The organism is Algicola sagamiensis DSM 14643 (assembly GCF_000374485.1).
GTDB classification, from domain to species: domain Bacteria; phylum Pseudomonadota; class Gammaproteobacteria; order Enterobacterales; family Alteromonadaceae; genus Algicola; species Algicola sagamiensis.
Genome location: NZ_KB894508.1, coordinates 16,250 through 28,458, shown reverse-complemented (window position 1 = coordinate 28,458; position 12,209 = coordinate 16,250). Strand labels below are relative to the sequence as shown.

Genomic DNA, 12,209 nt, shown 5'->3' with positions numbered 1-12,209 from the left:
GTCATGATAACTAAGGTTGGATGTTTTCTTGTTCTTTTATCTGCAAGCTTAACTGTGGATGATGTACTCATTTCATCGGAGCCAGCATTCATTTATCCAAATGGACTGACAGTACCAGTTGCCTTTAAGGAAGAGTCTGGGGATTGTTTTATTATTTTCAGTGCTCAATCATTTAAGCTCACTTCTGTTGTACTAACACCAAAAAATAGAGTGTGTAGCTTAACGACCACAATAATTCAGGGTGAAAAGATATCGTTATCATTACCAATTCAAAGAGGATTTAAAAAGTCAAATCGGTTTACCTACTTGGCTCCAGGAGTGAAACTCCAGTACAAGTTTTAGCTTAAAGATGAAGTTACTCGTGAATTAGTAAAGGAAAATAAAAATGTCAGAATTACACATCGCATTAGGGACACTTTGTATATTTTTCGTTTGCGCTACATTTGCCCTGACAAGCTTATCCTCAAAATCATTTTATGCCTGCTATTTTCTGATGGTTGTTTGTGGAGCGGCTTTATGGGGAAAAATTGCCATTATCGTAGGTGTTCTTTCAATCCCATTTAGCTTTATATTGACTAAATTAGCCAAAAAATATATTCAATATAAGCTAAAGAAAAGTCAACCTGAACTTTTCAATGAATTCCCAAAAGAAGATAGTCATGACTGATGATAGTTAGTTTCGCATGCGAAACCTTATTCTCGACGTCAGGTTAATTTCTTTAGCTAACCCCTCCCCCTCCCGGTTTTCTTAAATAGAACAGTAATAAGAGATAATAATGGGCAATATATCGGAAATTCTAAAACAAGAAGCAATAGAGTACGTCAACGGTTCATTCTTCGATTCACTTCTAGACAGACCATTTGATAAATTTGAAGCTAGTTCAAAGCCCGGATCTACATTAAGAGGATGTATGAGGGGTTTTTTCTTTATTGCATTAATTACTTTCTGTTTCTGTATTTATTTAATTTATCAGTTGCACGATACTTCTCAGATTCAGGGTAGTGTACATGTATTAAATTTAGCGGTTTGCATATACCTCTTTCTTATTGTTTTATGTGAAATAACTCCCTCAGAACGTCAAGAAAATACGAAGCAATAAAAAAGACAGTTTGTAATAAAACTAAAAGTAAATTGGAACAATTTCAAAAGAACTTTTATCAAGCTAAAACCACAAGCTCATTAGCAGTAGAAGCTATTGCATCAATTGCTAATGAGTTCGATGATGGAAGTATTGTACAAAGGGATAAATTGATCGCAGTTGAGCTATATGAGGTTGCAGGTAAGTTTGGCGAACCCTCATATCTGTACAAAGCTGCACGAAGATATAAAGATGCCGATGGCATATCTCAGAATTTGGATCGTTATCTACAGCTACTTAGATTAGCAGCTAATGTTGGATCTTATGATGCATTGATAGAGTTAAAATCCTTTGAATAATCTTCTCTTCAATATTTACCATTACAACTACCGAAGTTTAATAAAATTGAGCCCCCATTGAGGGGCTTTCTTTTTGCATATCAAATGCTATGACCGACGATTTTAATTCACTAACAGCTTGAATATAATAATAAAGTTTTAGTATCATTTACATGAAGCGACCTGTCGCTTTATAAAACTGGCTCTTATTTTAGAGAAACTATGATCGGTGTTTTGACTGGTCATAGTGACCAGTTGGTGCGCCTCTACCAAAAGGGGTTATCATGAAAACGAATACTCAACCTGATATTCAGCAAATAGTAACTGACTCTATCATCGCTCTTATTGAGGAAAAAGGGTTAATGCCTTGGCAATGTCCTTGGCAAAATGATCAAGTACCTTCCCTTCCCTATAATTGGTCAACTAAAGCGCAATATTCGGGAGTCAATGTATTGATGCTTTGGATGCGAACAATGGAATCAGGTTACAAGAAAAATGCCTGGTTGACATTCAATCAGGCTAAAAAGTTGGGAGGTCGTATTATCAAAGGAGAAAAAGCAACAAGTTGTATCTTTGTAAAGCCCATTGAAGTGGATGAGGAAGAAAATGGAGAAATAATTCAGAAGACGGTGTACTGCCGTAAATTTTTTTCAGTTTTCAACCTTGATCAAATCGAGGGTTTAAAAGATATTCCAAGTACGGTTGTTTCACCTCAACATGACAAATCTGAGTTGACTGATGCGATCAATATGATTGCAAATCAGTATTGTGAGCAAACTGGTGTGAAGGTTAAACATGGCGGAAGTGTAGCTGTATATTCTCCTGCTAGTGATTTAATCAGACTCCCGACTAGTTTTAGAGATGAAAGCAGCTTTGTGTCAACTTTTGCGCATGAACTAATTCATAGTACGGGGATTAAGTCTAGATTAGATAGATTCAAATATCCTCGGACTAAAGAAGACTATGCGAAAGAGGAACTATGTGCTGAGCTAGGGGCTGCGTTCTTTTGTGCGGAGCTTGGTATACAGGGAGAGCATCATCAACATGCGTCGTATATTAATGACTGGCTAGGGGTACTTAAAAATGATAAATCCTTTATTTTTAATGCTTCTTCAGCTGCGTATAAGGCGTATACCTACATAAAATCGGGTGGTATTTGCAAATGAATGGGATGAGGTGAGCTTTGCTTGGTACTTATCTTCAGAAGTTAAAATGCTACCAAATAGATGTCAGTACTAAATTGTATTTGAGATCATAGCCGCCCTTCGGGGCGGCTTACTATTCGTTTCGCATGCGAAACTTTACTTAAAGTCAGGAGAACCATCAACATCATTGATAAATTGCAAACAGTCTTTAGTTGTCGTATGTGTCCAATACCATTTACTTCCATCCTTACTTCTCTGCCTATGAATTTGAGTACTACAAATGTCACACTGCCTGACTTCAGGAATGTGAGGAGTACCATCATGGTCGGGAATGAACTTGAAACAGTCTTCCAAGTTATCTTCATTGGAATGCACCCATAAAACCTGACCACTATTTGTGGAGATCTGTTTAATATCACCAGCACATTGAGGGCAAATCTGTGTTTTTTGGATCACAGGATTACCTGATTGGTCTTGAATATATTTTTCACACTCCCCTTCATGTATATCATTTAGGTGGACCCAGAAAGCAGATTTCTTTTTTGAAATAACTCTTTTGATAGGTTGTGAGCATAATGGACATTCTTTCGTTTCTAATAAAACAGGGATATGAATATTCTTTACTTCTTTGTTGACTGTTTCAAATACACTTGCTGCAAGGTCAACGTAGCTTCCATGTCCATTTGAGATCTTATCAAGATACTCTTCTACGATCTCTGTGTATTTTATATTCATAAATGACATTCTCTTGATGGCTGAAATGAGAGTTTTCCCGAGCTCAGACGGAGATATGACCCCTTCCCTACCCCCCATTTTTTTAACTTCAACATACTTTCTTGATTTTATATTTTCTAGGATTGAGGCATAGGTTGAAGGACGACCAATGCCAAGCTTTTCAAGTGAGTTGACTAATTCGGCCTCAGTGTATCGACTAGGAGATTTGGTTGTCTTCTCTTCTAATAAAGTTTCGCATGCGAAACTATCGTCGTTTGAAGGAATAACAGGTAGATGAATATCAGATTTATTCTTTTTCTCGATAGAAACAAAATCCCGCCAAGCTTTTTCTTTTTCAATATTTGCTTTAGCGTTGAATTCAGCATACCCAGAATAATTGGAATTAGAAACTTCCTGTACGGATTGGAACTTGATTGTTGTAATAACATCAATTGCGGCAGGCATTGCTGAAGCAATTGCTCTTTCCCTAATTAGAGCGTAAATTTTTTGGACATCATCGGTGCTATTGATGGACTCTGTATTTACATCAGTTGGCCTGATTGCTTCATGAGCCTCTTGAGCAGAAGATTTACTTTTATACTTTTTCTGTTCAGTTGAGTGTGGGATTTCTTTTGATTGAAGGTATTTAACCATCATTGTGTAACCATCCTCAGATAAATTTGGATTATCTGTTCGATGATATGTAATGGCTCCAAGGTCATGGAGTTGCTGCAAAATATCCATTGTTTTCTTTGGTGTAAATCCATACAACCTTGATGCTGATTGCTGAATTGAGCTAGATATAAATGGTGCTTTGGGATGTTCTTTTTTTTCGGTAATAGATACCTCAGAAACAATGACTTCTTTAATATTGAGAATTTGTTCTAATTGGCTCTTATCAAAGATATGTTTTTCACTCGACCAAGGTTCAATATTTAGTGATGCTTTGATCCCATTTTCTAATTGTATTGAGATGTCATAGAACTTTCTTGGAATAAAATCTTCTATTTCTTGCTCCCGTAACACGATAATCTTTAAGCAAACAGACTGAACTCTGCCAGCACTGAGATTTACATGGGATTTCTTTGTTAATACTGGTGAAACGCAATAGCCTATGATCCGATCAAGTATTCGCCTACCTTCGTATGCTCTAACGAGTTGAAAATCAATCTCTCGTGGCTTTGATATTGCTGTTTGTATTGCTGACTTTGTTAATTCATTGAATGTGATCCTCTTCGGCTTTTTTAATTTTAACTCGCTCATTAGGTGGAAAGCGATTGCTTCTCCTTCACGGTCATTATCGGTGGCCAGAAAAATTTCATAGGCTTGTTTCGATGCCTTTTTAAGATCGGATACGACTTTCTTTTTTTCTGAATATACTTCGTATACAGGTTTAAAGTCTGGAGGTGTGAAGCCCATTTCGCTCTCTGGCAAATCACGTATGTGTCCAACACTGGCTTTAACAATCCAATCATTAGATAAGAATGATTTTATCTTTTTCACTTTTGCTGGACTTTCAACAATCATTAATTTCATTCGCTCACCCTTATTTTATTATTATGAATAATCAATATAATATATTATGATTGTTAAAATTAACTGAGTCACTAATTATATTTTTTGATTTACACAATAGAGGAGCACTATGGATAAGCTTGAGAAGATCAAACTAACTGACATAATCCCTGACCCGACTCAACCCAGAAAAGACTTTGATCCAGATAAAATCATCGAACTAGCTGAAAGCATTGATGCTGTTGGCCAAGTTCAGGCGATTACTGTCCAAAGGATAAAAGGTGCTGAGTTTGGAAAGCCTCAATACATGATCATTGCAGGTGAGAGAAGGTGGCAGGCTTCTCAGCACGCAGGTAAAGAGACAATCACAGCGATAGTTGTTGATGGGGAAAAAGAATTCAGTAACGATAAGGTCTATGCACATCAGATCACAGAAAACTTGCATAGAGAGAATCTCAATCCAGTTGAACTTGGAGAATTCTTGGAGAAACGCCTGAAGTACCTTAAAGAGCAGGGGATCTCAAACCCAAGGGAATACGCAGCTAAAGAGCTTGGTAAAAGTCCATCGTGGATAAGTAAAAATACTGCCATCCTGAAATATGGTGAGGATGTCCGTAGTCTCGCGAGAAATGGAAAAATGAGAGACTATTCCATTTTAAAAAAAATAAATAATTTGGGGCCAGAAAAGAGAAAAACAGCCATTCAATTGATTGAAGAAGGGCAGTTTAATTCAAAAGAGTTCTTTGCACGAAAGAGGTACGATACCAAAAAAGTAGAACCTAAGGAGCAAACCCCTACTCAAAAAAAAGAAGAACAAAAACCTTTATCCTTAAAGTTACAACTTTCACCAGATCAGGTAATCAGGCTGATTGAAAAAACAGAGTTTTCATTTGTGCTTGATAAAAATGCGCCTACTTGGAGAAATACTGATAATAAAGAAATGAGTATCTACATGGATAAATTTATGGAATGGGTCAATGACTCAATCTAAAGATATTTAAACATGACTTGAAATGAGCCTCCATAGAGGAACCATACAACACCAAATTAAAAAAGGAGCGACAGCTCCTTTTTTAATATTTAATACGTCCTTGGGCTACTGCTCTACTTCAGTTTCCTCATGCATTTTTTTCAAAGTTACAGCGTCATCATCAACAGTGGAAAGCATAGTCGCAATATCTTTTTCTTTAGGTTTTGATGCTGAAGATAAAAATGCTGAAAGATCTTCATCTTCATCATCCTCTTCTATAGTTAAGTCTGTCACGTTTACTGGTGAAGTGGTAGAGGTGTCTTGATGAGGCGATTGAGCGTCCAATGCTTTTGCTGCTTCTTTTTTCTTTTGCTTTTGTTTTTCACGCCTTGCTTTGTTTTTTTGACTCCTGTTTATTTTTTCTGGAGCTTCCTGATCTTCTGTTTCAACTTCCTTTGCGCGTGGTTTCGCATGCGAAACTTCTAGCCCCTCATTATCTTTTGAATTTGTATCTTCCAGTGACTCACTTGATAGAGTAGGGTAGGGGGTGTGTTCTTTTTTTACTTCCAGGACCTCTTTGGATATAGATGAATCACTGTCGGCTTGATTTAATGCATCACTATTCACCCGTTGGAAATGCATAATATTATCTGCGACATCAGACATTAAATCTTCGTGTTTCTCTTGAGTCTTTTCCTGAAGTTTAATTTGTGATGGCTTCTTCTTAGCATCTAAAAATTCATTTAAGTGCTCCATATTATCGACTGGAACAAAAGAAGTGAAAGCAACCTTCATAAGTTGTTGTGGTTGAACAAAGACACAAACTCGTTTTGGGAGTGTTAGCACAACGTTTGTCGGTATGAGATTTTCTTCAACAGTCCCAATGGTTCGACCTTTATCCCACATCTCAGCACCACCAGTTTTAATATCTGTTTGTTCAGACTTTGTGACTTCTTTACGTATTTTCCCCGATAAATTTGCAGCCCACTCCGCCGTTTCAAAGTCAGCGCCTCCATATATGGCTTTAATTTGTGAGTTAACATCAACGGAATGACGAAGTGTTTTCCCATTTAAATTAACATCATCAGTATTTTCCAAGTCGCTTGGAGACTGGTAGGCATTAACAAAATTCACACCAAATCCGACTATCGTTGCAAGTGCTTCTCGCAACTTCTCAGAGACAAGAAATGAAACCTCATCAACGATAACGGTAGCATGAGATTTCTTCTCACCAGTTTTCTTCAACCGACGAAGTTCTTGTATCAGCTCAACAATGAACATTTTGGTTGCCGTTTTAATGACTTGATCATCTAAAGAGCCTTGAAAATAAACAACTGCATTTTCTTTGATTGCTTGTTCGACACTAAACCCTTTTTTTGGTTTTGGGTTCAAACTAGTATATGTTGACCAGACCTCTAATCCAGCTTCAGCGCTACTTGATTCAAGAAGTCCTGACATCTCATTTAAGATCCCTTCAATTCTTCGGGTTCTTGAAAAGATAGGGCGTAAAACTTTTGTTTCTTGTCCTTTGTAATAATCTGTTCCAGGATCTCCAGTTTTTTCGAGATTGAATGCTGTAAGCAATCTTGAGAAGGCATCATTCTCTACACCACCAGTAAACGGTGCCCAACTACCAAGGTCATCATCATGAAGTGATACATAATAGAATTTTCTTCCAGTGGCTTGGCATGCTTGATACATCAAGTGTTTGGCGAATGTGTCATCTTTCGGATCGATATATACACACATATCATTCATACGGATCACTTGATCAATGAGAGCGCCTATAATGACACCTTTACCGTAACGTGTAGGTCCGACGATTTGGGAGTTTGTTTCTCGCCATGTTTCTAATGGAACGTAGATAGGCTTGTTATGTTCATCCAATGCAATAAATATAAACCCTTCTTTGTAATATTTGTTCGGCAAGAAATCTTTGGATTTGTACTTCGCATTTTCTTCAACGATATCTGAGATTGAATCTTCGGATTGAGTGTTACGGAGGTAACGTTTCACTTTTGAAATTAAAGTCAAAAAGTATCGGTTATAGCTAAATCTTAAAAAGTAACCGATTAAAAAAGCAGGGATAACAGACCAACCGTTTTTTTGAGTCATGTTAAGAAACCACTGAAGAAAGGCTTGCGTCCCAGAAAATAGCTCATTCATAGTGGTCATGTCATAAACATACAACATGATAAACGGTAAAATAAATAATCCGAAGCCGACAATCAGTAAGCCTTTTCTAAGAAAGACTGATAGTGTTTCTAGAAAGGTATGTTCGTGATGTGATGATAATGGTGACATACCGACAAGAGAGCCTATAAATATAATGGCAGCCCAGCACCACCAGTAAGATGTATCTGCCCATGTCATTACTGAATAATTTACTTTCCCGAAAAAATCGAGGATTTGCCAGCCATTATCCATAATTACTCCTATATCATCTTTCGTTTAAGAAATTTCCGGTCGGAAAATTCCCCGTTAAGAACTTATTTTTATATCAATACCTTAGACAATTTTACCATCAAAATGGATTGATGGTAAATATGATGATAAAATTGATGTAAAAATTGCGCTTATAATGCGCTTCGCGCTGTGTTTTTTCGTAAAAACACGGACTCTTTTTTCAAAAGAGTACGATTTGGTGGGAACGCCACCGAAATCGGAATTAGGCTCTGCCTCTTTCATCTAAACCCCGCTGGACACGGGGATTAGACGAAATTCACCGCGCGACGTGGGGAACGCCCACTCTGCTTAAAAGGGGGCTTCCCCCTTTCTTTTTCTTGTGCCGCGCTGGACGCACGACCCAAGAAAAATTCAAACCTGCCGCCGTCAAGTCTCTACGAGCCTTGACCCCCCGCCTTGCGGGGCGCTGCATTTTGCTGAAGCTGCAATTTGCGTCCTCACATAGCCAGTTGGCTATATTCGGATGCGCTGAACGCTTCCCCGAACGCAGGGGGTCAAGGCTCGCTTGGGGCTCACTTTGACGGCGGCAGGGCCGCACAGGAATACGCTCTTTGGAGAGCGTAATTCCTTTCGGATTCTTTGGAGAATCCTCGCTGCCCTTTGGTCAGCATTCGGTTCGCTTGGGGCGAACTCTCAAGCTGATTTTTTGGACTTTTAGGAAGCCCAAAAAACGAATGGAGAGAGAAAAACTTTTGCCCTCATTGGGTGAGGGCATTCGCCAGGTTCCGCGACTTGGGGTCGCTCCAAAGGTCCCTTTGACGTTTGGATACGTCAGGAACCTTTGGCGAAATTGCTTAAATACAAAACTCTTAGGTGTTTTGTATTTATGTCGAGCCAACGCAATTTATGAGGAGAATAAAAATCGTTTTGGACGATTGTTTTTCTCCATAAAAAGAATAGGTGCAAAACTTTTAGAACAAGTGTAGGTGAACATGATTGTAGAAAAACGAGATCCAACTCTAAAATATCCGCCCGCTATTAAGGATGAAAAGACTCGATTGGTTTTAGATTGGTTGCTTGAATTTCGCTTCTCTTCTGTTGAAATTCTCTCGAAGCGGATCGGCCAGACACCAATGAATTCAAATCGATTTTTTAATAGTTTAAAAAAGGATGGTGTACTTCAAGAGTTCAAAAATGTTCATACGAAAAATCAAAGATATTTGATCATGACATCTGTTGGAGTAAGTTACCTGGAAGCACTTGGACGCGATATATCAAAAGCTGTGACTCGCGTTTCGAATCTTGGTAAATATTCTCACATTATCCATGACCTTTCAGTTCAATTTGCGATTGTTACCCGCCTCCACAACTATTGTGAGGTGATCGCAGATAAGAACATCCAATTCGGAGAGAAGGGGGATAGACCCGATGCAATACTCGCAACCGAAAAAGATGGTAGAAAATACTGGTCAGCAATTGAATTTGAGAGATGGAGAAAGGATAACAAGCGTATTTACCTGACCTTTAAAAACCATGCAAATAACTTTGCTAATAAGGAGTACACAGGTGTGATCTACATCTTCCAGCAAGAAGCTGACTGCAAACATTACGAGAAGCTATTTAATGAAAGCATGTGGCCAACATTCTCACGGACTCCAAAGTCTGGACAATTGAGGAAGCTGTCAAACGATTTTAATCCAGATGAGATCCCCAAGTTAAGGGACCGTTATGTCTTCCAGTATGATCCAATATCATTTTGATAACCCCTGCCAATCATAATAAAAAATAAAAACAATCAGAATATAATATATTGATTGTTTTTATTCCTTTCATAATATAATATTTCCAACATCATAATTATTATTTTTGATTTTGTGGATACCTTTGTAAAAGTTTTGGTTTTTCTGATCCCTTTTTCGTCTACTGCATCAGTTGAAAATTTGCATGATATCGGAGTGGGCAGTTGTTGGTTTCAGGCAGGGAAGTTGTATGAAATACATCCCTATTTGCTATATGCAATCGCTGATAAAGAAAGCTCTTTTAATCCAAATGCGGTAAATCGAAGAACTTCAGATGAGGATGTTGGACTGATGCAAATCAACTCCTTTTGGTATCCCAAATTAAAACAAATTGGAATTGAGCGAGAAGATTTATTTGACCCATGTACCTCTATTCACGTCGGTGCATGGGTGCTTGCTCAATCAATAGAAATTTTTGGAAATACTTGGGAGGCTGTTGGTGCGTACAATGTTGGAACTTCAAAAGCGAACTGGGCGAAAGCCGCTAGGCAAAAGTACTCGGATGATGTTCGTTTGCGGTATTTTAATGTCATTGAGCGCATGCGAAATGAATAACTTGCCATCAAGGAAACAACCTTCAGTCTTAGGGATCACCCAGAAGCAATACCAAGATATAAATAAAACAGATGAGTATGTTTTTTGCGACTTACGTCGTGGAGCTTGGCGATGCCCAAATCTCACCCCAAAAACACCAATTACTCAACGTGAATTACATAAGCCAGAAAAGGAAGATTACAATGCGTCTCCTTCGGTTGTAACCAAACATCAAAAACCAAAAGCGTTAAACACTAAAAAATCATTCTCATTATTTACCAAAGTACATTTTGATTTTGATAGTGCAACTCTCAAGCTCCGTGAACAAGAACGACTCAAGGCTCTTTTCCAAAAATTAGCTCAGAAAGAAATAACTTTAGTTGGATATACCGATGACATTGGTACAGAAAATTACAACGATAAACTGGCTCTAAATCGTGCGAAAAGCGTTAAGTCACTTCTATTAGAACTTGGAGTTTCCTCTCAACAAATCACTATCTCAGGCAATGGTGTTTGCTGTTACTTAGTGCCGAATTCATCCGAGGATAAGCGAGGCATAAACCGTAGAGTAGAGGTACTAATCAAATGAAAATGATTGACATAGTCTGCTTAGCTATTGCGTTGGTTACGTATTTAGTTAGTTGTTTGAATGAGAGTTTCACCGTTGCAGCTGTCGGAGTTGCAATGATGGCTGCTTGCTTCGTTCCCTCTCCAAAAATCATTGAAAGCTTTCGGAGCGGCCTAGTAATAGGCGATCTCATCTCTTTTACAATTGCAGTAATCTTCATTTCTGCTGGTTTTTGGTATGGGCAATTTCATTTCATTTCAGTTGGTTTAATGGCACTTACAGCGAGTTCACATCCCGCATCAAAGCTAAAAAGGTAAATCTAAATTTCGTTTACTCAGTCGAGAGTGAACAACACAGAATTAATCTTTTTGTGAATATAAAAAGATTAATAAATGAGTCAAAACATGATCGTTATCTTAAGGAGATAAGTAGATGAACACTAGTGTTCAAATGAAAACAATTGAGAAGAATGAGAATAATAACCTCGTCATTTTCATGCTATTTGCAATTGCCTTCATGATGGTTGCACCTGCATATGCGGGGGGAGCTGGGGCAACTGGAGCTGCATTCCAATCGTTTTACAACTTTGTGATTGACGCTGCAAATGGATTTCTTGGAAGAGGTATTTGTATAACAGGAGGGTTAATCGGTCTTGGATATGGTGCTCTTGGAGGAAAGCCAATCATGGCTGGGATGGGGATTCTTTTAGCTGTTTTTGGAACCCTTGCTCCGCAGATCGTAAATACCTTGTTCACGTCAGCTGTTATCTAATTTTAAAGCGGATATCACTTTGTGGATCCGCTTCATTTTATATGGAGGTACTTAATATGGGTAATCCATCAAACGATCTAGAAAGATATTGGGTGCCGAGAACACTTGATGCGGGCATGCTTTTTTTCGTCTGGGAGGCAGATACCGCATTGATATTTCTCATTCCAATTTTCATTGGAATGTCTCTTGGTGCTGTCGGCCTTTTGTTGGGAGTGATGGCTGGTTGGCTATTAGCTCGTTTGTATGTTCGTTTAAAGGATGAAGGTGGAAAAGGTTTGATCCTTAAATTGTTTTTTTGGTTCTTGCCAAGTCAGTCTTGGGGCTCAAAGAGAAACCCTTCTCATATTCGAGAGTTTTTGGGGAATTAGGC

Annotated in this window: 13 protein-coding genes; 11 read left to right on the top strand and 2 right to left on the bottom strand. The window is 38.3% G+C overall.

The window, feature by feature from the left end:
- The first annotated feature begins 3 nt into the window (after nt 1-3).
- The 4 genes from C505_RS0118565 to C505_RS0118545 all read left to right on the top strand — a co-directional run bounded on the left by C505_RS0118565 (nt 4) and on the right by C505_RS0118545 (nt 2,583).
- The gene (locus C505_RS0118565; protein ID WP_018694141.1) at nt 4-342 is read left to right on the top strand and encodes a hypothetical protein; all 339 of its coding nucleotides are present in this window, start codon (nt 4-6) and stop codon (nt 340-342) included.
- A 43-nt stretch (nt 343-385) separates the two neighbouring features.
- Nucleotides 386-667 carry a hypothetical protein gene (locus C505_RS0118560; RefSeq protein WP_018694140.1) on the top strand — a complete coding sequence of 94 codons (282 nt, stop codon included), beginning with the start codon at nt 386-388 and terminating at the stop codon, nt 665-667.
- A gap of 465 nt (nt 668-1,132) precedes the next feature.
- Nucleotides 1,133-1,438 (top strand): SEL1-like repeat protein, encoded by a 306-nt coding sequence (locus tag C505_RS0118550; RefSeq protein WP_018694138.1) that lies wholly within the window; start codon nt 1,133-1,135, stop codon nt 1,436-1,438.
- A 263-nt stretch (nt 1,439-1,701) separates the two neighbouring features.
- Nucleotides 1,702-2,583: an ArdC family protein gene (locus tag C505_RS0118545; RefSeq protein ID WP_018694137.1), complete on the top strand. Its 882-nt coding sequence runs from the start codon at nt 1,702-1,704 to the stop codon at nt 2,581-2,583.
- 135 nt (nt 2,584-2,718) lie between these two features.
- On the opposite strand, the gene topA is transcribed toward C505_RS0118545, so the two are convergent.
- Nucleotides 2,719-4,812, bottom strand: coding sequence for a type I DNA topoisomerase (gene topA, locus C505_RS0118540; RefSeq protein ID WP_018694136.1), 2,094 nt, complete (start codon nt 4,810-4,812; stop codon nt 2,719-2,721).
- Between the two features lie 109 nt (nt 4,813-4,921).
- Between topA and C505_RS0118535 the strand changes: the two genes are divergently transcribed.
- Nucleotides 4,922-5,782, top strand: coding sequence for a ParB/RepB/Spo0J family partition protein (locus tag C505_RS0118535; protein WP_018694135.1), 861 nt, complete (start codon nt 4,922-4,924; stop codon nt 5,780-5,782).
- A gap of 105 nt (nt 5,783-5,887) precedes the next feature.
- On the opposite strand, the gene C505_RS22935 is transcribed toward C505_RS0118535, so the two are convergent.
- On the bottom strand, nt 5,888-8,188 hold the full coding sequence (locus C505_RS22935; protein WP_018694134.1) for a type IV secretory system conjugative DNA transfer family protein: 2,301 nt from the start codon (nt 8,186-8,188) through the stop codon (nt 5,888-5,890).
- Nucleotides 8,189-9,159: 971 nt separating this feature from the next.
- Here C505_RS22935 and C505_RS0118515 point away from each other — a divergent pair.
- The 6 genes from C505_RS0118515 to traL all read left to right on the top strand — a co-directional run bounded on the left by C505_RS0118515 (nt 9,160) and on the right by traL (nt 12,207).
- A complete protein-coding gene (locus tag C505_RS0118515) occupies nt 9,160-9,927 on the top strand; it encodes a hypothetical protein (RefSeq protein ID WP_018694131.1) in 768 nt (255 codons plus the stop codon).
- 114 nt (nt 9,928-10,041) lie between these two features.
- Nucleotides 10,042-10,521: a lytic transglycosylase domain-containing protein gene (locus C505_RS0118510; RefSeq protein ID WP_322786047.1), complete on the top strand. Its 480-nt coding sequence runs from the start codon at nt 10,042-10,044 to the stop codon at nt 10,519-10,521.
- A complete protein-coding gene (locus tag C505_RS0118505) occupies nt 10,514-11,089 on the top strand; it encodes an OmpA family protein (RefSeq protein WP_018694129.1) in 576 nt (191 codons plus the stop codon). Before C505_RS0118510 ends, C505_RS0118505 begins: the two co-directional genes overlap by 8 nt.
- Complete coding sequence (locus C505_RS24450; protein ID WP_157369197.1) at nt 11,086-11,385, top strand: hypothetical protein; 300 nt, start codon at nt 11,086-11,088, stop codon at nt 11,383-11,385. Before C505_RS0118505 ends, C505_RS24450 begins: the two co-directional genes overlap by 4 nt.
- Before the next feature lie 115 nt (nt 11,386-11,500).
- Nucleotides 11,501-11,839 carry a hypothetical protein gene (locus tag C505_RS0118495; protein WP_018694127.1) on the top strand — a complete coding sequence of 113 codons (339 nt, stop codon included), beginning with the start codon at nt 11,501-11,503 and terminating at the stop codon, nt 11,837-11,839.
- A 56-nt stretch (nt 11,840-11,895) separates the two neighbouring features.
- Nucleotides 11,896-12,207, top strand: coding sequence for a type IV conjugative transfer system protein TraL (gene traL, locus C505_RS23910; RefSeq protein WP_018694126.1), 312 nt, complete (start codon nt 11,896-11,898; stop codon nt 12,205-12,207).
- The last annotated feature ends 2 nt before the right edge of the window (nt 12,208-12,209 follow it).